Source organism: Paenibacillus sp. EB106-04-04-XG159 (assembly GCF_058791835.1).
Window position 1 is genome coordinate 177,629 of the sequence record NZ_JBYTDY010000009.1, and the last position, 23,415, is coordinate 201,043.

The 23,415-nt window shown below is 46.6% G+C and carries 18 protein-coding genes; 12 read left to right on the forward strand and 6 right to left on the reverse strand.

The window, feature by feature from the left end:
- Positions 1 to 212 precede the first annotated feature (212 nt).
- Positions 213 to 1,085 carry a carbohydrate ABC transporter permease gene (locus tag AC3WTP_RS13235; RefSeq protein ID WP_492395085.1) on the reverse strand — a complete coding sequence of 291 codons (873 nt, stop codon included), beginning with the start codon at positions 1,083 to 1,085 and terminating at the stop codon, positions 213 to 215.
- Positions 1,086 to 1,100: 15 nt separating this feature from the next.
- Positions 1,101 to 2,051, reverse strand: a complete 951-nt coding sequence (locus tag AC3WTP_RS13240; protein ID WP_492395086.1) for an ABC transporter permease — start codon at positions 2,049 to 2,051, stop codon at positions 1,101 to 1,103.
- A gap of 143 nt (positions 2,052 to 2,194) precedes the next feature.
- Between AC3WTP_RS13240 and AC3WTP_RS13245 the strand changes: the two genes are divergently transcribed.
- From AC3WTP_RS13245 to AC3WTP_RS13255, 3 genes are all read left to right on the forward strand, one after another.
- A complete protein-coding gene (locus AC3WTP_RS13245) occupies positions 2,195 to 4,030 on the forward strand; it encodes a sensor histidine kinase (protein WP_492395087.1) in 1,836 nt (611 codons plus the stop codon).
- Positions 4,011 to 5,639: a response regulator transcription factor gene (locus AC3WTP_RS13250; protein WP_492395088.1), complete on the forward strand. Its 1,629-nt coding sequence runs from the start codon at positions 4,011 to 4,013 to the stop codon at positions 5,637 to 5,639. The genes AC3WTP_RS13245 and AC3WTP_RS13250 overlap by 20 nt, the downstream gene beginning before the upstream one ends.
- 85 nt (positions 5,640 to 5,724) lie before the next feature.
- The gene (locus AC3WTP_RS13255) at positions 5,725 to 7,413 is read left to right on the forward strand and encodes a type 2 periplasmic-binding domain-containing protein (RefSeq protein ID WP_492395089.1); all 1,689 of its coding nucleotides are present in this window, start codon (positions 5,725 to 5,727) and stop codon (positions 7,411 to 7,413) included.
- Between the two features lie 89 nt (positions 7,414 to 7,502).
- Here the strand turns inward: AC3WTP_RS13255 and AC3WTP_RS13260 are convergent, their stop codons facing one another.
- Both AC3WTP_RS13260 and AC3WTP_RS13265 read right to left on the reverse strand, forming a co-directional pair.
- A complete protein-coding gene (locus AC3WTP_RS13260) occupies positions 7,503 to 8,258 on the reverse strand; it encodes an acetylglutamate kinase (protein WP_492395090.1) in 756 nt (251 codons plus the stop codon).
- A gap of 222 nt (positions 8,259 to 8,480) precedes the next feature.
- Positions 8,481 to 9,089: a DUF2238 domain-containing protein gene (locus AC3WTP_RS13265; RefSeq protein ID WP_492395091.1), complete on the reverse strand. Its 609-nt coding sequence runs from the start codon at positions 9,087 to 9,089 to the stop codon at positions 8,481 to 8,483.
- Positions 9,090 to 9,460: 371 nt separating this feature from the next.
- Between AC3WTP_RS13265 and AC3WTP_RS13270 the strand changes: the two genes are divergently transcribed.
- Positions 9,461 to 10,606, forward strand: a complete 1,146-nt coding sequence (locus tag AC3WTP_RS13270; RefSeq protein WP_492395092.1) for a metallophosphoesterase — start codon at positions 9,461 to 9,463, stop codon at positions 10,604 to 10,606.
- Between the two features lie 448 nt (positions 10,607 to 11,054).
- On the opposite strand, the gene AC3WTP_RS13275 is transcribed toward AC3WTP_RS13270, so the two are convergent.
- Complete coding sequence (locus tag AC3WTP_RS13275; protein WP_492395093.1) at positions 11,055 to 11,213, reverse strand: hypothetical protein; 159 nt, start codon at positions 11,211 to 11,213, stop codon at positions 11,055 to 11,057.
- Positions 11,214 to 11,391: 178 nt separating this feature from the next.
- Here AC3WTP_RS13275 and AC3WTP_RS13280 point away from each other — a divergent pair, with 178 nt between their 5' ends.
- From AC3WTP_RS13280 to AC3WTP_RS13310, 7 genes are all read left to right on the forward strand, one after another.
- A complete protein-coding gene (locus tag AC3WTP_RS13280) occupies positions 11,392 to 11,679 on the forward strand; it encodes a hypothetical protein (RefSeq protein ID WP_492395094.1) in 288 nt (95 codons plus the stop codon).
- A 421-nt stretch (positions 11,680 to 12,100) separates the two neighbouring features.
- Entirely contained in the window at positions 12,101 to 13,540 is a 1,440-nt protein-coding gene (locus tag AC3WTP_RS13285) for an SWIM zinc finger family protein (protein WP_492395095.1), read from the forward strand.
- A gap of 42 nt (positions 13,541 to 13,582) precedes the next feature.
- Complete coding sequence (locus AC3WTP_RS13290) at positions 13,583 to 15,436, forward strand: HEAT repeat domain-containing protein (protein WP_492395096.1); 1,854 nt, start codon at positions 13,583 to 13,585, stop codon at positions 15,434 to 15,436.
- A 30-nt stretch (positions 15,437 to 15,466) separates the two neighbouring features.
- Positions 15,467 to 16,564: an AAA family ATPase gene (locus AC3WTP_RS13295; RefSeq protein WP_492395097.1), complete on the forward strand. Its 1,098-nt coding sequence runs from the start codon at positions 15,467 to 15,469 to the stop codon at positions 16,562 to 16,564.
- Positions 16,564 to 18,894, forward strand: a complete 2,331-nt coding sequence (locus AC3WTP_RS13300) for a DUF5682 family protein (RefSeq protein ID WP_492395098.1) — start codon at positions 16,564 to 16,566, stop codon at positions 18,892 to 18,894. The genes AC3WTP_RS13295 and AC3WTP_RS13300 overlap by 1 nt, the downstream gene beginning before the upstream one ends.
- Positions 18,891 to 20,111, forward strand: coding sequence for a VWA domain-containing protein (locus AC3WTP_RS13305; protein ID WP_492395099.1), 1,221 nt, complete (start codon positions 18,891 to 18,893; stop codon positions 20,109 to 20,111). The genes AC3WTP_RS13300 and AC3WTP_RS13305 overlap by 4 nt, the downstream gene beginning before the upstream one ends.
- 24 nt (positions 20,112 to 20,135) lie before the next feature.
- Complete coding sequence (locus tag AC3WTP_RS13310; RefSeq protein WP_492395100.1) at positions 20,136 to 21,683, forward strand: cellulase family glycosylhydrolase; 1,548 nt, start codon at positions 20,136 to 20,138, stop codon at positions 21,681 to 21,683.
- Between the two features lie 123 nt (positions 21,684 to 21,806).
- Here AC3WTP_RS13310 and AC3WTP_RS13315 read toward each other — a convergent pair whose 3' ends face one another.
- Positions 21,807 to 22,469, reverse strand: coding sequence for an MOSC domain-containing protein (locus AC3WTP_RS13315; protein ID WP_492395101.1), 663 nt, complete (start codon positions 22,467 to 22,469; stop codon positions 21,807 to 21,809).
- Between the two features lie 261 nt (positions 22,470 to 22,730).
- Between AC3WTP_RS13315 and AC3WTP_RS13320 the strand changes: the two genes are divergently transcribed.
- The gene (locus AC3WTP_RS13320) at positions 22,731 to 23,369 is read left to right on the forward strand and encodes a stalk domain-containing protein (protein WP_492395102.1); all 639 of its coding nucleotides are present in this window, start codon (positions 22,731 to 22,733) and stop codon (positions 23,367 to 23,369) included.
- The last annotated feature ends 46 nt before the right edge of the window (positions 23,370 to 23,415 follow it).

The following is a 23,415-nucleotide window of genomic DNA, read 5'->3' on the forward strand; positions in this document are numbered from 1 at the left end:
AAGCGAATAAGGTCTCCTGTGTCCGCGAGACACGCGAAACACCCCGTTTTCGCCGAAATAAGGGCTGTACGGTCCGCGTCCGGTCGCGAAATTAGCCGAGCACAACAGAAACAAGCCTCGCAGGAGCACGATTAGCTGTAACGCGTTAGCTCGCGAATCAAAAAAGTCCTCTCCTGACGACCTAGATCGTTGGGAGAGGACTTTTTGATGTATTACTCTTTTACAGCGCCGATTACAATCCCTTTCACAAAGAAGCGCTGCAGGAAAGGGTAGACGAGCAGAATCGGAAGCGCGCCGATAAAGATCTGTGAGGCGCGAATCGTACGCTGCGACAAGTTAGCGACCAATTCAGGATCCATCGTCGTCATATCCTGCTTCACGATGATCGTTTGCATAAAGCTTGCAAGCGGCATCTTGTCAGTATCGCGAATATAGATAATACCGTCAAAGTAGGAGTTCCAATGGGTGACCATAACGAACAGAGAAATCGTCGCAATGGCTGGCATTGACACGGGCAAGTAAATGTTGATGAATGTGCGGAAGTGTCCAGCCCCGTCAATGAGCGATGCTTCTTCGAGTTCTTTCGGAATACCGCGGAAGAAGTTGAGTAGCAGGATGATGTTATAGACGGATACTAGGCCCGGCAGGATCAACGCCCACAGCGTATTCATCAGCCCTAGCTTCAAGATGAGAATATAGCCGGGAATCAAGCCGCCGCTGAACAGCATCGTCACGACAAAGTACCATAGGTAGATATTGCGAGCCCGAAATACGCGGGTTTCTTTGGAAAGAGCATAGGCCGCGACGGTATTCACGACCAAGGCGAGCCCTGTTCCCAATACCGTTCGCTGCACAGATACCCACAAGGACGTAAGAAAATGCTCATTGCTAAACGTTTTGGCGTACGCCTCAAAATTTAATCCCATCGGCCAAAAGGTGACAAGCCCAGCATTAGCAGGTGCAGTGTCGCTCAGCGAGACCATCAGCAGGTGATACAGCGGCAATACGCACAATATCGAAAGTATAGTTAAGAAGACATAATTAAATATGCTAAATATTCGATAGGACAGTGTTTTATGATACACGAGTTGTCACCCTTTCTAGAATATCCGGTATCCTGCAAATTTGTAGGCTAGTCGATAGGATACGATGATTAAGACTAGACTGATGATCGATTTAAACAAGCTGACAGCAGTGGAGAAGCTGAACTGACCGCCTAGTAAACCTTGGCGATAGACGAACGTGTCGATAATATCAGCCTGCTGATAGATCAGTGGGTTGTACAAGTTAAAGATCTGATCGAAGTTCGCGTTCAATACGCTGCCGAGCGCTAATGTAGCAACCACGATAACGATTGGCAGGACAGTAGGAATCGTAATGTGAATCGTTTGCTTCCATCGAGTTGCGCCGTCTACCTCAGCTGCTTCGTACAGAGCTGGATTAATATTAGTTAACGCCGCTAAGAAAATGATCGCGTTGAAGCCGAACTCCTTCCACACATCACTGATTATGACCGTAAATCGGAACCAATCGCCATCCATTAGAAACGGAATAGGTTTAGTGCCGAACAGAGTGACGACAAATTGATTAATTAATCCTGTCGAAGAAAGCATATCGATCAATATTCCTGCGAGAATAACCCATGATAGAAAGTGCGGCAGATAGACGAAAGTCTGAACGGATCGCTTAAATCCCATATGGCGGACTTCATTCAATAATAAGGCGAATACAAACGGAATGATTAAGTTCAACACAATCTTCGAACAAGCAAAAAACAGCGTATTCATCGTAATTTGCATGAAGTATTCATTTTCAAACATATAACGAAAATGCTTCAGTCCAACCCACGGAGAGCCCGTTACTCCTAGATTGGCCTTATATTCCTGAAACGCGATGATGATGCCTGTCATCGGAATATACGAAAAGATAAAGACCATGATAACCGCTGGCAGCACCATAAAATGCAAGGTCCAAGGCTGCTTTATGCCGGTTGACTTTCTTGACTTCGGCTTGTTGGTGCGAGTTGCTTGCTGTGCAGGTTCTACTCTCATAATGCTCTCCCGTCCTTCAAAAATGGTTTGTGCATAGCTGGAATCTTTGTTATATATAGTATCAAGCACACTTGCCTCGGGACTATATGACATTGTTAGGATTGATATGGTTTTGTAGAGAACATCATCTGGGGGGACAATTAATGGGGTTAAGTAATGGGATTGTATTGGTGCGTAGAAAAGCAAGTGCGAAGTTTAGTTTGTCAGCGAAAATGAACTGTTTAATCTTACTATTATTTGTTCCGATAATAATTATGTACTCCTATTCCAACGATGTAGCTTTCAACGTAGTCAGTAAAGAGCTTCAGATGTCGAATGCTAGACAGTTGGCTTTTCTATCGAATCAGATCGATTCTCGCATTAATCAAATGATGGACTTTACCATTACATTTTCACGAGATCCGAACGTACAGAAATTCAATGGTTTAGCGCTGTGGGAAGATCGCTATGACCGCATGCAGACTAGATATGTCATTCAAGAGAAGATGAGGCTGCAGTCAGGGATCACAAGCATATGGCCTGCAAAATTCACGGTATATTCTCAGCAGAATAAAGAGTTCGTCTCTAACGCAAACGATGCTAGGGCATACGATGAGGAATATTTAAAACAGAATATGAGCGGAAAATGGACATACGGTGACGGCACCAGCATCGCTGCTGATCAGAAGAAAGATTTCTATTGGTTCTATAGCGACTCAACTGGACAACAAGGCACGCTGACTGGGAGCAATCTCGTCATCTCCGCCCGCTTCGGACACGAAAACATTCAAAACATGCTGGATACTTATAAAGCTGGGGGACAGGGGGATCCCTTCTTTTATCATAAAGGAGAAAGCTTAATTACGAACCGCACCGCGGACAATGTGCTGATGAATGAAGTTCAGCAATACTTGGATACCAAAACTCTTGAGAATACGACACAGCAGATCGCTCAATTGAATGGCAAGGATTATCTGGTGATGTCGAACAAGTCTCCTTATCTGAATTGGCATTTGGTAGATGTAGTGCCGTTAGACCGAGTATTAGGTCCGATTGAATTTAGCCGCAATCTGTTCTATGTATCGCTGGGGCTATTATTTGCAGTAGGTCTATCCGTGTCTTTTCTGTTGTACCGCAACGTCCAGCGTCCGATCCAGAAGCTGATCCATGGACTGAAGCGAGTTCAGCGGGGAGATTATTCTGTTCGGATCAGTTCTAACGACAATAACGAATTTACGTTTTTGTTTAGGCGCTTTAATGATATGTCTCGTCAGATTCAGGACTTAATAGAGAACGTGCTGAGCGAGAAGCTAAGAGCTCGCGAGGCGACTTTAAAGCAGCTGCAGGCGCAGATTAATCCGCATTTTCTGTATAACTGTCTCGGCTATATTATCAATATGGCTCAGATGAAGGATGAAGAAGCGGTCGTTTCGATGGCTTATAATCTGAGCGCTTACTATCGATACACGACTCGGATGGAACAGCAGTCGGCTGTCCTGAAGGATGAGGTTCAGCTGCTCGTTAACTATCTCGATATACAGAAGCTTCGCAATGGGCGGATTCATTATCATATCGATATACCGGAAGAAATGCTGGTCCAGCGTGTACCTCGCTTGCTGCTGCAGCCGATCGTAGAGAATGCTGTCATTCATGGCGTAGGGAAATCCTACACAGCAGGAGAAATTCGGATTACCGGCGAGATGTTAAGCGGCTTCTGCCGAATCTATGTGGATGACGATGGTCCTGGCTTAGAGCCGGACAAGCTGGATGCGTTGAATAGCAAGATGCATGAATCGCTGCAGGAAGAGATGGGCTGCGGATTATGGAATACGAATCAACGGTTGATGCACCAATTCGGAGAGAATTCCAATTTGACATTCAAGAAATCAGCCTGTGGAGGATTTCGTACAGAGATTGTCTGGGAGATAGCTGCTGAGGAGCAGCAGAGTCAGCACACAACTACACCAGGAGGTAAGACAATTGCAGTTAATTATCGTTGATGATGAACCACATTGGGTCGATAACTTAGCCATGCATAAGCCTTGGCACACACTAGGTATTGACCTCGTACATAAAGCCTATTCTGCGCAGGAAGCGCTGCGAATCATTGAAACCTATCCGATTGATATTGTTATCTCGGATATTCTGATGCCCGAGATGACGGGAATTGAGCTGATCGAGCGAATTCGGCTGCGGGATCGTAGAATCAAGTTTATCATCCTGTCCGGTCATTCGGACTTTGAATACGCGAAGAAGGCGCTTCATCATCAAGCGGTGGATTATCTATTAAAGCCGCCGATGGATAACGAATTGTTCGATGCGGTTAGGACAGCGATCGAGCAGTTAAATGTCGAATGGGAAAGCGTCAGCTCGCTGGAACGTACCCAATATACGATAAGAGAAAATCTGCCGCTGCTCCGCGGTCAGCTTCTGCTGGACGCGCTGCATGGTCACTGGATATCTCAAGAAGAATGGAATCGTAAGCTGATGACGTACGGGCTGCCATTTCATGAAGGGGACTGCGCATTAATGCTCGTTCGTATGGAGGGCGAATTCGCGCCGTATAAACAAAACGGACAGCAGCTGTTGGAATATGCCATTATCAACATGGCCCAAGAAATTATGGGGGAGTTCATGGAGGTATGGGGCGTTAGAGAGGAACATGGCTATCTTGTATTCGCGTTGCAGATGAAGCGGGAGCATGCTGCTATTGGACAAGAGGCGCTGTTGGAGAAGCTTGCATTGCAGCTACAGTACAAAGTGAAGAAGTTTCTGAAGGGATCGCTATCGATCGTAACGACAGAGAGCTTTCCGTTGTCCGAGCAATTATCGGATCAGTATCGTCAAGCCATTGCGTATTTCCTGCAGATTGTAGGTGATGAAACGGAATTCATCATGAAGGTAGGCGATAAGAAGCACCCTGATGCCAATGGATCGTTGGACGAGCTCTATATGCCGCCGTTATTGATGAATCTGCTGGAAGCAGGACGATGGGAGGCAGCGGAAGAGAAGCTCATTGCCGTATGCGCTGAATTGGATAAGAAATGGCATGACTCTCTGGAGCATTGTATGGAAGCGGGATACGTCATCGCATCCTCTTATACGAATCTTGCTCATCGAAACGGCTATACACTAGCCAAATTGCTAGGACCTGATATGGAACAGATGCTGAGCGGAGAAGCATTCTCCTCCATCAGCAAGCTGCGCAAGTGGTCGATAAGCGCTCTAACTAAGCTGAGAGAAGGAACTTCGAATGAAGTGAAGGACATCCGCTCTCAGTATGTGAAGAAGATTCAAGCCTATACGGAGGATAATCTACATCGGGATGTATCGCTGCGCACTTTGGCAGACCATGTGAACCTCCATCCTACACATTTGTCGAAGATCTATAAGATCGAAACTGGCGAGGGCATCAGCGAATACGTGTATAGGCTTCGGATGGAGCGTGCTTGCCATATGTTGAAGACGACGGAGAAGAAAGTGTATGAGATCAGCTTAGACATCGGATATCTCGACCCAGCTTACTTCATTAAGGTGTTTAAACGACAATATGGCATAACGCCGCAAGAATATCGTGAAGGAAATGAACACCACAACAGAGTAATATGAAAACTAATAATGTCATATAGATGGCATTCCCATTAGTTGATAAAGTTACCTGTGTAAACATCACACTCTGTAGGGGGAAGTGTTCATGGGAAAATTCAAAAAGTCATTGCTCCTGCTTCTCGTCATGACACTCGTCTTTATCACAGCTTGCAGCGGTAAGTCCGGAGATACTGCTAAGCCTGAAGATAACGCGAAGCCGAGCACACCAGAAGTTGTTGACTCCAATGCGATTGACACGGTCTTCTCGAGAGGCAAGTACGATCCGCCCATCGAGTTCAGCTCTGTGTTAATGCCTACCAAGCATGTCAAAGGCGATACGAACGAGAACAACGTTCATGATCGCTGGATGCTGGAAACACTGGGTATGAAACATAAAGATACGTGGTATCCTGCAGGCGACGAGCAGTACAGACAGAAGCTTCAGCTTGCAATTACTTCTGGCGAGAAATTGCCTGACTTTGTATTTGTGCCCACCGATGCCGTGCTGACCAACCAATTGATCGATTCCGGTCAGTTTATCGCAATTGACGAGCTGTTTGACAAGTATGCCAATGATATATGGAAAGGCCATACGGAGAAGAATCCGGAACTATGGTATCCATTTACACGGGACGGCAAGAAATACAATCTACCTATCATGGAATATACGGATAATGACGACACCATCCTATGGCTTCGTGAAGATTGGATGGAGAAGCTGAATCTGCAAGCTCCGAAAACGATAGCAGACTTAGAAGTAATCATGGATAAGTTCAAGAATCAGAATCCGGATGGCTTGGCTCCGGATCAAGTGTATCCTCTTGCCATCTCCTTGAAAGGCAATACCAACACTTGGATGGGCGGGCTGGATTGGCTGTTCGGCGCATACGGCACGATCCAAGAGCAATGGAACAAGGATGCCAATGGCAATCTTGAATATGGTTCCGTTCATCCTGGATCAAAGCAAGCACTTGCGAAGCTGAAAGAATGGATGGATAAAGGCTATATTCATACTGACTCCGCACTATGGGATGAAGGCAAGTCCGCTGAGATCTGGACGAGAGGCCAAGCGGGTATTCTTCCTGGAGCGAACTGGGTTCCAGACTGGCCTGCTCCAGACTTATTGAAGAACGTGCCAGGCTCCAAGTTCAAAGCTTATCCTGTACCAGCTGGTCCTGACGGATTGATGGGTACGAAGTGGCAGAATTCCGGTGTCAACCGAAGCTATATGATCAACAAGGATGCGAAGCATCCAGAAGCGCTCATTCTCTATTATAACTATATGTTGGAAAACTTAGCGAACCCGCAAGTGGGAAGCCCATTTGAACACGGATTTGCAAAAGGCTATGACTGGGACATCGTCGATGGCCAGCCTACGAGTGATAAAGACAAGATTCCGGATTTCTTTGACAAATTCAATTACCTGACTGGTCCTGCGCGTATTCCGGATCTTTATATGAAGTCATTGGTTAAGCTTGCTGACGGCAATAAACCTGAAACTCCATATGAGAAGCAATTGTCTGAATTCCGCAAGCCTGAAAACTGGTACGCCGCTAAAGTGGTTATGTCGCAAATGGATATCCGCAAGCAGAACTACTTTACTGGGGCAGCAACGCCGACTATGATCGCGAAGTGGAACCTTCTTCGTCAGTCTGAAATGGAGACCTTCAATAAGATCATTTATGGCAAACTTCCAATTGACGCGTACGACCAATTCGTAGAAAGCTGGAAATCGAATGGTGGAGATGAAGTCACGAAGGAAGTAAACGATTGGTTCAAATCCGTATCTCAATAATCCGTAATTCATGAAATGAGCATGCAAATGGGGCTTCCGCTAGTCACGGTGATGACGAATGCGGCAGCCCCATTTGGCGTATAAGCAAGCTATTGAAACATATTCGGGAATTGCTTAACGATCGCATCAGACAGCATTTCCGCCATCATGAGTGCTTCCATTTCAATCTGATCGTACAGCTTTATACTTGTTTTATAATCTTTTTTCAGCATCGAAACAGCTTCTGACTTCGTCAAGGCAAGATGATTGTAGAACATCTTCTTGTATTGCTCTTTATCTAAGTACGGCATGATACTGCTTAAGAACTGGACGATATCGTCAGCGTTCGCATACCATTTCTTCTCTAATTCAGCCACTTTATGCATATCCCCAGCTTTCGCCGCTTTAACAAGATCGGCTGCAATGACTAAGTGATCTCTAATTAACTTAGCATATTGGGCCGCTGCTTGTTCCCCGTAGAAAGGCTTTAACGAATTGCCCATATCCGTTGCGTTCTGCAGAAGTCGAGCTGTATTAGCTTCCGCATCAGGCAATCCAAATACGATGCTCATAACGACCATTCGCGTCCATTCCACATGCTGTTGCCACAATAAACGCATATAAGCTCTAAAGTCGCACTCCGACTTTGTCATTTCCGCAGGGCTGCGGGGCAAGGTGAAAGGTTCCTCTTGAAACACAACCGGGTAAGCAGAATGCACACAGCAGTGCACATCCTCACGATTGTAGACGGTATCCCATCCTGGGTGCGGGGCGTTTACATACGGATTGAAATGCTGTGAGTACGGCTGGTACTGTTCGACCTGATAAGGAGCATAAAATGTGCCGGTGAACGGTTGAGTATACATAATGCTTCTCTCCTTTATATCGATGTACAGCATTATATGGTGTAATTGCCTATTGTGATTATGAATGTTTACACGCTTGTACTCAGGTGTTTAAAGCGTTCGATCCATATCGGAGATAAATTCGTCTTTAAATAGTGAAATGAATATCTAACTGGGAAGTACCGCCCATAGTGTAGATTCATGCAAAAAGCCGAAGGGGGAGCCCTTCGGCTTTATTTCGTCTTAAGTTATATCTTCTACAGAATGAGGATCACTGCTCGCTTTAGAGAACAGGTACAAGACTGCGCCAACAGCGCCAGTTGTTCCGCAGATGATATCAAGCATTGTGTCCGTCAAACTGCCATTTTGCGAAACGAGTCCGAATAAATGGTCGACTGTGAACTCATATATTTCCCACACTCCAGCCATGGCAACAGAGAAGAAGAAGGAGAACCAGATGATGATGTTGGAAGGCAGGCTGATCAACCCATTACGCTTAGCCATCTTGTTCATGATGAATTGTCCCGTGAAGAATAGAATAACGCCTGACAGCAGATGTTCAATCTTATCTAAATGAGGGATGACCGCATACAGACCGAATAAGTTGGCGAGCATCATCGTGATCGTAATAAAAATCTGGACCGAGAATCGCAGAGCGGGAGGCAGATCACTCTTGGTCCAGGCGATTATGCCTCTGAAGAGCAGCAGCACGATAATGATGAGACCCGCTTGAAGACATTTGCCGTAAGCTCCAGTCACACCAAAATAAATAATCGATAATCCGCATATCACATATAAAACCATTTCAAAAACATTATTAAACCTACGATTGCTCGAGATATCTTGTTGCATAGCAGTTCCTTTCTCCTGACTGAACTTGTGTCCTTAAATCTTATCCTAAGCCATTGTACTCGGTCAAACTTAATGATTAAGCCTCCTAAATATTGTTAGCAAGCTGGACAAGGTCTATTCCTATTAAGGAATCACTGTGGAATGATTATATGGTTATCGATGCTGCTAAGGGGAAGGAAAGAGCATGCCTGCAACTTAAAATGTAAAAAGAGGAACTATGCCTATGCTGATCTTGAGCAGGCGAGAATAGTCCTCGTGTTATTATGATTTGATGTGCATCCAGAATCGTGTTAAATTCTAGTGTGTGAGAAGTGGGACTGTTTATCAGGTAGTTGAAGAACACAGTACAAAGCGGATGGGAGCTCGAGAGCATGAAGGGTGTTAGGTCGATTATTTCTGGGCTGCTGATGGCCGCAGCTTTGCTCGCAGTACAACTGTATATTGGAATTCATGGCTGGTATTTGATAAAGGAGTGGTTCCCGAATACAGACCCTGCATTCTACTGGTTCCTATTTATGTTAATTGCCTTCGCCTATGTAATTGGTGTAGTACCTTGGCCTAGATATGTGCGTCCTGCTGCAAGATTGCTTAAAGTGACAGGTTCATACTACTTAGCGGTATTGGAGTTCGCTCTTATTCTGCTGCCAATCGTTGATGTGATCTATTATATTCTGAGACTGACAGGTCAATCGACTTCGGGCTATGTCACAATAGCAGGAGGCATTGTAGTCATTATTCTTATTGCAGCTCTATTGTGGGGATCGCGCAATGCGTGGAGCACTACGGTTAGACGACATTCGATAGTGATCGAGAAGGAAGTGCCTAAGTTATCGAAGCTCCGTGTCGCGGTAGCATCCGATATCCATCTTGGCAATATCGTAGGGAACCGTCATTTGAAACGATTAATTAACCGCATTAATGAAATGGAGCCGGATCTCGTTCTTCTGCCTGGCGATGTGCTTGATGACAGCATTGAACCGTTCTTGCGCAATCGGATGCAGGATACACTGAAAGAGCTGAAGGCGAAGCACGGTGTGTATGCAGTACTCGGCAATCATGAATACAACGGGAGATCGATTGAGCAGTATACAGCAGTTATGAATGAGATTGGTATTCGAGTACTGCAGGATGAAACGGTAGAAGTTGCAGATTCCTATTATGTGATCGGACGGAAGGATCGCGCTGCGGAGAGGATGGATGCGAAAGGTCGGAAGAGCATCGCAGCCTTGACGGAGGGACTTCATCAGTCTAGGCCTATTATAGCGATGGATCATCAGCCTAACGGCTTCGGTCTTGCTGCTGAGGCGGGAGTAGACCTATTGCTGTGCGGACATACCCATAGAGGACAGTTTGTGCCTAATCATTTTGTGACGAGACGAATGTTTGAATTGGATTGGGGTTATATGCTGAAAGAGAAGATGCACGTTGTTGTTTCTTCTGGATATGGCACATGGGGACCGCCCATTCGACTGGGCAGCCGTTCGGAAATTGTGGAGTTGAATATTAGTTTCAAATAATAGTTAGGAATTCTTAAACATAATCTTGAGACGTAAGGACAATAAAGAACTGTAGATAGCTATTCTATAAAATCGATAGCCATCTACAGGGGGCGGGAGCGGACACACGAGCCGCTATTTGAAGAAAACACCACTAATTCGCCATACTAGCGGACCGTAGCGCCGTTATTTGACCCGAATATGCAGTTTAGTGCTAGTTTTGAAGCAAATAGCGTCATCTGTGTCCGCAAGCCCTCAAAAAATAGCCCGAAATCATGAAATAGCGGCCCCTGTGTCCGTTCAAGTGCGGGTCATACGGCCTTACTGTCACCGCATGTACTATCGGACAAAAAACCGCTGATCCAGTCTCATCAACTAGGTAAGCGGTTTCTTGTTGGTGTAGAAACAAAGAGGGGCTGTCCCAAAAGAGATTAGAAAAATGACTTTTGGGACAGCCCCTTGATTTCATTTACTCGCTAGTTTTTCTGTCCGCAGAATCATCCTTGGATTGGTAAACAATGACGACAATATTGCTTCCTGTTGCATCAGATAGCGACTCTTCAAATGACTTCAACTTCATAATCGTCGAATCGTCCAATGCTGCGGGTTGAAAGTCCTGGATATCCATTCTAAGCGCCTCCATTGTTTATTTCTCACCGCTATTGTTTACATTAGAGCGCCATAATACTCCATCTCGCGGATAAAAACAAGCTCGGAGTTCACGACGATGTACGTTCGGTGGCATTCGGGTCACGGAGTGATTTCTGATATAATGTTGAAAAGTCTAGCGATAAAGGAGAGATCTCATGAAATGGATAGCTGAGCAGCCCTATTATAAAGTCGAAAGGGTAATGTCCAGCGTCGAACAGAAGACGGTTGTATATGAACGTACCATGCATTTGTATCAAGATAAACTGGTGACACAACATCGGGAATTTGATATTCATTACATATTCGATATATCTTACCGCAAGATGGGGGCGGATGAAGGCATACTGTATCTGCACACCAAACAGGGTGTATTTACTTATTCTTTGAAGGCCGATCCCTCGCTATTTATCAAGGCGTATAAAGGATTAAATTCGAATAGCTAAAGCACATGGAAGATGTAATAAAGCCCGCACCTTTATCGCGGGCTTTGTCTATGTGTTGGGATATCCGTAGATTTATTTAATGCAGATCAATTTTTAATTTGTTCAATAGAATAGGAACTCAAGTGGAACTGGTTAGCATAAGGAGTGATATGTAATTCTACACTTATGTGAACAGGTGCTTATTTCACGAATGAAATGTGATAAACTGGGATTAATGCAAAGATAGGGTAGATCTATAGCTTTAATAGAATGGAAGGGTCCACCAGTTATATTCAATAATAGAGAGGCTCCAAGTTATTTAATATTGCTAAATAGCAGTAGAAGGTGATAGTAATAATGTGCTGATGATGCCGATAAGAATAGAGGGGAAGCAGTCAAATATAGGTTCATATCAACTAATATAGGCAGGAGGTACATCGGTTTGATTGAAATAACAGAAATGTTCGTTGACTCGTTAGCGCCAAACAGTGCAGCCATTAAGAATGGCCAAGGCCTCGTGAAAAAGAGAAAGTTCCTACATTTACATAAGTCTGAAGATGATGTTGTACTTTTTGGAGAATGCAGCGGGAGCGGGAGCTCGAATTATTATCCTTCCGCTGATTTTGTTGTGCAGGAGAAGCCTGTTATGCGCTGCACATGTCCAAGTAGGCAGCTTCCTTGCAAGCATGTTCTAGGGTTGCTCTACGCCTATGTCAATAAGGAAGCATTCAATACCGCAGATATTCCCGAGGACCTTGCTGCGAAACGTGAGAAAGCAGAGAAGCGTGAAGAGCGCAAAGCTCAGCAAGCAGAAGCAGGCACAGATTCGAAACCTAAGAAGACGAATACAGCTGCACTCAAGAAGAAGATTACAGCTCAATTAGAAGGCTTAGATGTGCTGGAGAAGCTGCTGCAGTCGGTCATTCGAACCGGACTCGGTACGATCGATAAAAAAGCTCTTAAGGATATGGAGGCCCAAGTCAAGCAGCTCGGGAATTACTATTTAATTGGAGCACAAATTGAATTAAGACGATTGGTGGTTCTGCTTTCTTCAACAAGCAGTCAGGAGGAAATGTACACCCTTGCTGTGGAGCAGCTATCGCGTATGCACGCGTTAATTAAGAAGGGCCGTGCGCATCTAGCAGCGAAGCTGGAGACTCCTGCAATGGCGCTAGATCATGAAAGTACGATCGAAGAATGGCTGGGACATGCATGGCAATTAACCGAGCTGAAGGAGCTTGGGTTAATGACAGAGAACGCGGAATTGATACAGCTGTCATTCTTCAGCTATAACGATGAAGCAAGACAAGAGTATGTAGATGTAGGCTATTGGATTGAGAAAACCAATGGCGATATACACCGAACGATTCAATATCGACCCTATAAAGCGGCTAAGTTTATTCGTGAGGATGACAGCTTCTTTGAAGCTGCGGTTATCCCTTCTTTATATCGTTATCCAGGTGATCTTAACCGAAGAGTGCGATTCGATGAAATGACAACTCGACCGATAGCGCAGGAGGATCTTAACCAGATTGCCGCATGCGCGCATCGTTCCTATACAGAAGCAATTAAGCTGGTTAAGAATCAAGTGAAGAACCTGCTTGCAGATAAAAATCCGGTTCTTCTGCTGCATGCTGCAGAAGTGAAGCAAACCGAACATGGCGATTATGTAATGGTTGACGAATCGGGTCAGCAGCTGGCGCTCGGATACACCGTCATCACCGATCACGATGCGTTGTCCTTGCTGTCCACCATCTCTTCAGATCAACTAACTGATGCTGCGATGCTCGTTATGTTTGAGCATCAGCTTGATACTGGACGACTGGTAGCACAGCCTCTGACGATTCTAAAAGATTCAGAAATCATCCGACTTCTTTATTAGTTCGTTTGACGAATCACATACTTTAAGGAGGTACCTGGCGTTATGAGTACAGCATTATTGCTAGAGCTTCATCAAGAAGTCAAGCGTCTCTATATAGCGGGCAGCGACCTGGCTGCTGAAGATTATCGATTAAAGCGATTATTGCCGCAATTTCAGCAGCTTGGGGAGCGCGCTTCGATATTTAAACGATTAGGGGAAGGAATTGCGGCTGTTATAGAGCCGAATCCGACACAAGCATTATCGACCGTCCAGCAGTTGCAGGATCTCAATATGCTGCTGAGCTCTGTACTGCATACACAAGGGGTGACGAAGCCAGAAGGTGAGTTGCATGAAGTGGGCAGCCACCCCCTTTCTCTATCAACAAATCTATCCTATCGCAAGCTGAATGCGGTACAAGAAGCGTTGACGACTAGTGGCAGCGGACGCTATGAGATTATCAAGGAGGCCTTCGAGGCAGGGATGTTTCAGGATCTGCGTCTGGTACAGCTCGCGATTGAAGCGCTGAATGATCCTTATTCAGAAATTGCGGATATGGTTATGAGGGATATCCTTCCTTCATACGGACCGCAGATACTTCCGTTAATCACGAAGGATCTCGATCCTTCCGGCGGCAGGAAGGAAGCAAGGAAGATGAGTGTCATTGCTGCTATAGGCGGCAGTGAGGTACTAGAGCTGATCTATCAAGCGGCAGAATCGGGTTCTGATGAAGTTCGCGTGACAGCTATTCAACAGCTTGCTGGTCATAAACAGTACGAGGCTGAACTGCTTAGATGGAGCAAGGATAAGCGGAAGTCGATCCGCGAAGCGGCTTATCAAGCTCTTGCCGAGAGTGGGTGGACCAATGCGGTTCATCGATTGTATGAAGCTTTTTTAAGTAAAGATAAAGAGCTTGTCGTTCCTGCACTGCGAAGATGTCAGTCTGGTGAGCTTACGAAGCAGCTGGTTGAAGAATTGGCTGCTGAGCTGCAGTCAGCAGAGGATATGCAGGATAATAAAGCGAAGTTGGATGAGATATGGGATCAGGTTAGACTGTGCCTGCGAACCTTGTATGACAAGACCACTCCAGAGCTCAAAAAGCTGTTTATTTCGGTGCTTCAGCAATATTCGTTCTATATGAATAAGCTTGGGTGGAGCCATATGATCGATACTGCGATGAACTATCTGGTGAACGAAGGCTCTAAGGAAGCGAGGGAACTGGTTCGAAGCACGGTGGAACGCAACATCATCTATTACAGAAACAGCAATCAGTACTTGAACGACGTGTTCAAGGATGCCTATACTCATTTGTCTCCTGCGCGAGTATATGAACAGTATGGGGAAATACTGCAAGGTCAAGCACATACAGTGAACCGAAAATCGGCCAGAGAATCTGAGCAGCTGCTTAGTACGATCTTAGATATTGTAAATTTCCGAAGATATAATCAATGCCCTAAACCATGGGGCTCATCTGCAGATCAGACTTTCTATACTTACATGGTTGAGATGATCCATCCTCATATAATTGAGTTGCAGTGGGATCCGCGTTGGCTTGATCTTTTTATCCAGCATGATCAATATGATTTGGTTAGCGTATTTGCAAGACCTGGGCATCAAGAAACGGAACGATACCTGCTGCGTAAGATCCAAAACAATCCGGAGTTCCGCAATCGCTTCTTCAACGTTCTATTGATGGGCTTGGAGCGAGCAGGCGTATCCACTAATGATCGTCAAGAGCTGTTGATGAACGCGCTAGAAGATGAGCGCAACTCTAAATGCACACTGATCGAACCGTATACAATGCAAGAGCTGTGCGGTCTTTCAGCTTCTTATGCTGATCGGATTCGCGCGGTACTGCCGAAATTCTCAGATGAAGCTGAAGATCAGCTTCACTATGTGATTCGCATGATGCAGAAGTAATGAAGTAGATAAGGAGAGGTGTAGTGGACGATGGGAAATGAGCAAATGCAAGATATTATGCGTCAGTCAGCTGAATTATTGTATCAGCATGAGATAGAAGCGCTCCGCCAAACGGATACAGGCCATGTACCCGCAGGATGGCAGATGTCTCCTCAAGCCGTGCTGACTTATATTACTGGGGGAAGAGCAGGCAAAACGGACATTACTCCCAAATATATTGGTAACAAGCGTCTAATCGAAATGGCGATTGCTACTCTAGTAACAGATCGCGCGCTGCTCTTGATCGGTGAGCCAGGAACAGCGAAGTCATGGCTGTCGGAGAATCTGACTGCTGCCATATATGGTCATTCAGGTCTAGTCGTCCAAGGCACCGCGGGAACTAGTGAAGAGCATGTTCGCTATTCATGGAATTACGCCATGTTATTGGCGCAAGGGCCCTCACCTGAAGCACTCGTGAAGAGCCCGATTATGCGGGCTATGGAGGAGGGAGGCATCGCGCGCTTCGAGGAGATCTCCCGCTGCGCTTCCGAAGTACAGGATGCATTGATCTCGATCTTATCAGAAAAGACGATCAGCGTTCCTGAACTCGGGAAGGAATGGAACGCCCGCAAAGGCTTCTCCATTATTGCTACGGCAAATACGAGAGACCGCGGGGTCAACGAGATGTCGACAGCCTTAAAGCGGCGGTTCAATATTATCGTGCTTCCATCTCCAGCGGATCTGGATACGGAAGTGAAGATTGTGAAGAAGCGTGTCAGCGAGATCGCTTCCTCATACAATCTTCAAGCAGCAGCGCCTGCCGATGAAGCGCTGCTCAAGGTCGTCACGATCTTCCGCGAGCTGCGTAGCGGTATGACGCTGGATAAGAAGGAGAAGGTAAAGACACCAGCAGGCGTCATCTCAACAGCAGAGGCGATCTCTCTTCTGACGAACAGCATGGCGCTTGCCGCCAGCTTCGGCAATGGCACATTGACGGATGAGGATCTGGCCGCAGGATTGCAAGGTGCAATCGTGAAGGACGATGATAAGGATCAACTCGTATGGCGAGAATATCTTGACAATGTAATGAAGAAGCGCGGTGCAGAGTGGCGAGGCTTGTACAGCGCTTGTAAGGAGTTGAACCAGTAATGGCTGCTGCTGGAGCTGGTGTGCAAATATTTGGGGTTAGGCATCTATCACCAGGCGGAGCTATGCACTTATTAAGCTTTCTTCAAGAAGTTAAACCGACAGCAGTGCTGATCGAAGGTCCTTCGGATGCGACATCTGTCATACCTGACATTGCGAATAGAACTTCTAAGCCGCCGCTCGCCATACTCGCTTTCACTGAGGAGCTGCCGGTTCGCACTGCTTTATGGCCGCTAGCCGTATATTCGCCTGAATATCAAGCGATGCAATGGGCGAAGCAGCATGGAGCGAAGGTCTCATTCATCGATCTGCCGTCTTCTGTAACGATTGCGCTGCAGAATCTCAGAATAAGCGGCAGTGCCGAAGAGGCTAAGAAGACTATTGAAGAGAGTCGTGATGGTGAAGATGTTCAACTCGCGCCATCAATCTATGATACGATCGCAGACATTGCGGGCGAATACGATTATGACATGTACTGGGAGCGAAGCTTCGAGCATAACATGAGCGCGGGCGCTTACCGTGAATCGATCTTAGCTTATTCTGCTCAAATGCGGGAGTTGACCGAAGAGAAAGAGCGGCATGAACAGGTCACTGAATATGCTCATAATGCGGTGCGTGAGGCTTATATGAGAAGACAGATCGCAGATGCGATTGCCGCAGGCCATCAGCCTCATCAGATCGTCGTTGTATGCGGCGCTTATCATGCTGCCGCACTCGCTGATCTCGAGAATGTCATGACCGATCGAGAAATGGAATCTCTGCCATCTTTGGGCACGAAGTTGACTCTCATGCCATACTCGAACTATAAGCTGTCTTCGCTCTCAGGATATGGAGCGGGCAATAACGCTCCCCATTATTATGAGATGATGTGGCAACAAATGCTTCGTGATGCGCTGGCGGATTTGCCGCATCATTATATGGCCGTCGTCGCCAGCACTTTACGAGAGAGCGGCACTTATCGTTCAACAGCAGAAGTGATCGAAGCCGTTCGACTGGCTGAATCGTTAGCATCGCTGCACGGCGGAAGCGCGCCGACGCTGCGGGATCTGCGCGATGCGGCCCAAACGCTGCTCGGTCGAGGAGAATTGACCGTTGTCGCTGAAGCCCTTGCTCGTGCTGATATCGGCACTGCGATCGGGGAACTAGCCGAAGGAGTCAGCCAAACGCCGATACAGGACGATCTGAACAGACAATTTAAGCAGCTGAAGCTGGAGAAATACAAGACTGTAGTAGCGAATGATCTTGCGCTAGATCTGCGCGAGAATCGAAGAGTATCGTCAGAGGAAGCGGCTTTCTTGGATCTTAATCGATCTTTCTTATTTCATCGGTTAAGGCTGTTGGGGGTTGCTTATGCTAGCCTGCGTCCGTCTCAGCAGGATCATGCGACTTGGGCAGAACACTGGATCGTGAAATGGTCGCCTGAAGTGGAGATTCAGGTCGTAGAATCGAATCTTCTCGGAGAGACAATTGAGATTGCAGCCGCTTATGTGCTGCAGCAGAAGCTCGAACGCTGCGGCACGATTGCGGAAGCGTCGCAGTTAGTACGCACCGCCTATGAATGCGGAATGATGCATCAGATGGAAGCTGGACGCAGTACACTGCAGCGGCTTGCTGCAGACAGCCGCGATGTGGTGCAGATCGCCTCAGCGGTTAAGGAACTGTCGAACCTAATCCGTTTCGGCGACATACGGCGAATGGATACATCGCCGCTCCTGCCATTGTTGGAACAACTGTTTCTGCGAGCATGTCTATTCTTGCTGGAGGCAAGTCAATGCAACGATGAAGCTGCTACGGACATGATCACCGCTATGAATATGTTGAATCAGGCAGCCAATGAGCACCATGAGCAAGTGGACGAAGCGCTATGGATTCAGGAGCTGCTGCGACTCTCGGAACGTGATGACCGCAATCCACGTTTATCTGGCGTCGCTTGCGCCATATTGTTGGAACGCAATGCGATAACAGCACAGCAATGCGCGGAAGAGGTCTCCCGCCGCTTGTCGCCAGGTATTTCAGCGGATCTTGGAGCAGGCTGGTTCGAGGGTGTATCAACTCGCAACAGATACGCGCTCCTGTCTAGAATGAGCCTATGGGAGCAGCTGAATGAATATATCACTTCACTGGAGGATGATCAGTTTGTGCGTGCGCTCGTATTTCTACGGCGCGCATTCAGCACCTTTAGTTCGAAGGAGAAGGTGATGGTCGCTGAAATACTTGGCGAATTATGGGGTGTGAATATAGAGCAAGCAGCGGAAATATTAACGAGCGAGCTGAAGGAGGACGAAGTCAAGATGATTGAGGACTTGAACGATTTTGACTTTGACGATATATGACACAGGGGGCAGCTGTTGATTCTCATGTAGTAACTCGCTGGCGACTTATACTCGGACAGTCTGCTGATGAGCAATTAGCGGGATATAGCGGGGAGAAGCAGCTTCAGTTGACGGAAGAAGAGCTCATTATGGATCAAGCGCTTGCAGCTATCTATGATGAAACGGGAGAAGTGTCTGATAGCAGCAATAGTGGCAATGGTTCATCCGGGCAAAGAGGAGCAGGACGTGGGGGCTCCTCTCATCGACTGGTCAAATGGCTGGGCGATGTCCGCCGTTTCTTTCCAGAGGATGTTGTGTCGGTCATTCAGCATGACGCCATGGAACGGAAGGGCTGGAAGCAGCTGCTGTTCGAGCCCGAAGTTCTGGCAACGGTGAAGCCTGATATACAGCTTGTTGGTACCTTGCTGTCTTTGAAAGGCAAGATTCCTGAGAAGACGAAAGATACGGCACGGCAGCTAGTTCAGGCGGTTGTGGATGATTTGACGAAGCGGATTGAAGATGATCTGCGCCGTTCCGTAACTGGCGCTCTAAACCGCAAACAGCATACTCCGCTGCCATCGTTAAGCGGAATCGACTGGAAACGAACGATTCAACGGAATCTGAAGCATTATGATTCAGACCGACGCCAGCTTATTCCGGAGAAGTTCTATTATTTTGATCGAGCTAGACGAAGCAAAGAATGGACAGTTATCGTAGATATCGATCAGAGCGGATCGATGGCAGATTCGATCATATGGGCCTCAATCGTGGGCTCGATCTTCGCGAGTATGCCTTCTTTATCAACACGGGTGGTTGTCTTTGACACAGAGGTTGTTGATCTGACAGAGCAATGCTCTAATGATCCTGTCGATATGCTGTTCGGCATCCAGCTTGGCGGCGGTACGGATATTCATAAGTCTGTGGCCTATTGTGAGCAGTTTATCGATAATCCGAAGAAGACGCTGTTCATCATCGTCTCTGACTTATACGAAGGCGGCAATCGAGCAGGATTAATACGCAGAATGCGCGAGCTGAGGGAAGCTGGCGTGAGGACGATGTGTTTGCTTGCGCTCTCGGATGAAGGCAAGCCCTTCTATGATGAGCAGATGGCAAAGACCTTGTCCCGAGACGGTACTCCATGCTTTGCTTGTACACCTGCACTGCTTCCGCAGCTGGTGGAAGGCGCATTAAAGGGGCATGATCTTGCCGAATTGGCGAAGAAGGTGGGGACCAAGTAATTGATAGCAGGAAGGGGAAGCGGCATGTCTTTATATCCAATAAGAGTGCGGGATGATCAATGGGTAGATCAAGAGGGGCGCCAAGTCATTCTGCATGGCATCAATATGGTGAACAAAGAAAAAACCTGCAACTACCTAGGCGCTTGGGACGATGACGATTTCGAACTTCTAAGACAATGGGGCTTCAACGTTGTTCGGTTAGGCATCATCTGGGACGGTATCGAGCCTGAACCAGGTATGTATGACGAAGCCTATCTGGATGGAGTAGAGAAGCTCGTTCATGCTGCGGAGAAGCACGGCATATGGGTGTTCCTCGATATGCATCAGGATCTGTATGGGGGGGGCTACAGCGACGGAGCGCCGCGATGGGCGACGATAACCGATGACGAACCGCATTTAACAGGCGAGGTGTGGAGTGATTCCTACTTGATCAGTCCTGCGGTTCATCGAGCATTCGATCATTTCTGGAGCAATGCCCCAGCTGCGGATGGCATTGGACTGCAAGATCATTATGCTGCCGCTTGGCGGCATGTTGCGAAGCGATTTGCAGGGCACCCAGCGGTCATTGGCTACGATCTGATGAACGAGCCGTTCATTGGTTCTGAAGTGACGAGAATTCAACCGCTCATGTATATGAAGTATGCGGAAATGGCTGCGGCAGTTAGAGGTATTCCCTATCCCGACATCGAGCGCATGATTGCGGATTTCTTCGATCCGGTCAAACGAATGGATGTGCTGCAGTTCATGAGTGATCCCGACCGCTACGCATCCATTATCGATGTCGTAACGGAGGACTACAGCCGCTTTGAACGCGAGACGCTGTCGGCATTTTTCAGCAAAGTGACGCAAGCGATCCGCCAAGTTGATCCAGACACAGCGGTGTTACTAGAAACGAACTATTTCAGCAATCTCGGCGTGCTAAGCGGCATTGAACCCGCGGTCGGCGAGGACGGGGAGCTGGATATGTACCAAGTATATGCTCCGCACGGTTACGATCTTGTCACCGATACGCCATACTCGGATGAAGCGAATCCCGCTCGGTTGAAGCTGATATTCGAGCGGCACGAGTTGACGCGCAAAAGGCTGAATATGCCGATGATGATTGGAGAGTGGGGAGCATATTATGGCTCAGCAGGAGCGAAGGACACCGCATGTGACGTTAAGGATATATTCGAGCAGCTGCTGTGCGGCGATACGTATTGGAGCTACGAGAATCGGCATATGGATCATTATTCATACTTTCCTGCTATCTGTCGGGCCTACCCGATGGCGGTTACAGGCCAATTGAAGCAGTATCGCCACTGTTCGGATACCGGCTCCTTCACGATGAGTTGGGACGAAGATTCCCGCTTAGAGACAGATGCTCCAACGGTTATTTACGTGCCGAACATCGAGTTGATAGAAAGTGGCGATATCACATTAACGCCAGAAGGAGCCTTGTACACAATGGAACGGATTAATGGCTGCGCAGCAGGCTATGTGATCGTGCCGCCTGCCGGATCGGCTGCTGAAGCGGCTGATAGGTGGATTCGTATTAGTCGCAACAGCAGTGAACTTCATACGGCTGAGTGAGCGAAGTATAATGGAGGAGTTTTCGTGGTTTTTCCCTGTTACAGTGAATAGAATTGACTGATGACTTGCGATAACAGGGAAAAGCCGTCCTTCTATCATTTTGATGCTAGCATCACCTAAGTCTTACTTTTCCAAAGCCTGTTCTAAACGTTTATTCAGCATGATTTGCCATTCATCTGCCAGTTCAGAAACCGTCAGCACATTGCGCAGCCCTTCAATATCGTTGTGCCTCTGATAATAGAGCTGATTGCAGTATAAGATAGATATTTGTTGGGGGTGAGGCTGTATAAGCTCAATCTTGGAATCCTTTCGAACGATACCTTCCTCCAACACTCGGCATAGATACCCTGTGTACCCTGTTTCCGTCATTCTCTTTAGAAGTGTAGGTTTACCCAATCGCTTCGTGATCGTACTGCACGGAACACGGCCTTGTGTTATCTGTACAACAGCCTCACCGAACCTATATATGTCGCCTATATGCACATCCTTCTCCAGCATATTCGACAAGGTCATATTCTCTCCGAACGCTGAAGCGGGCAATGGCTGCCCGAATTCCTGGTCCCATAGGGCATAGTGCTCATAGGGATAGATGCATACTGCGCGATCCGGGCCGCCGTGATATCGCAAATCAGCAACTCCGTCTCCGCGGAAGCCATCCTTCGTTAAGTACGCCTCATCAACTGCTTCTTTGCATATTCCAGTCAAGAGTTGTTTGTCATTGCCGTACTCCATCGATTTAGGCAAGCCAATTGAAAAATGGATGATTGCAGCTTGGTGTTCTCTCATACGATATTCTCGCTTTCTAAGTGGGATGGCATTTCATCTGATTATATATAAATTCTATTATCATACTTTTGTACAATGTCAGCAACAACATAGCCTCTACTAGAAACGGCGGATTACCGAATTATTGTCGTTTATCATCAAAAATCAATTAATTCATGTTTTGAATGGTGCAGTCATAAAACCAACTAACTACCTGACTTCTAATAGGGTTGAGAAACATTAATTATATTTTTGAGTCTAAATAATAAAGGGGAAATATGGATGATGGCAATGAAGCAATTAACTAAGATAGGATTAGTATCTTTAGGATTTGTTTTGACATTTGGTGCTGGAGCTTATGCTGCTACTGCTCCTAAACTCTTTGTAAACAGTAATCTAGTAAAAACCGGTGCGCAACCCAAACTTATTGATGGAAGTGTATACGTTCCAATTCGGACTATTTCTGAAGAATTAGGAATCCCTATAAGCTGGGATAACAAAACAAAAACAGTGTATGTGAATTCCAATCCCAACTTTACACAAGAGGGTGAGAGTTTAAGGTATACAACTTACAGGAATGCAATTTATGGGTTTATTATGGCTTATGATGATAGAAAAAGAGAAGATGCTATGGAATTTGTCGCCGATGATTTTGAAACAGATATTTATCTTGAATTTCCGGCTGGTACTTATAATCTGGGTACCATTGTCGACATTAAAATGGTTGAGCCAGTCGATGGCAAATATACAGTGCAAATTGTACAGCGAGTATCTTCAGAAGATAACTACAAAGTTAAAGTAGAGAAATGGGGTGTGACTTTTGATAAAGACTACAAGATCAAATCTATAAAAGTTATTCCTAATACTACAAAGTACTATGATCGTTACTCCTTGTATCCTAGCGCAACATGGGGAATTTAGGCCACCTAACATGGACAAGCACAGCTCGGATTGATAATCGGAGGAA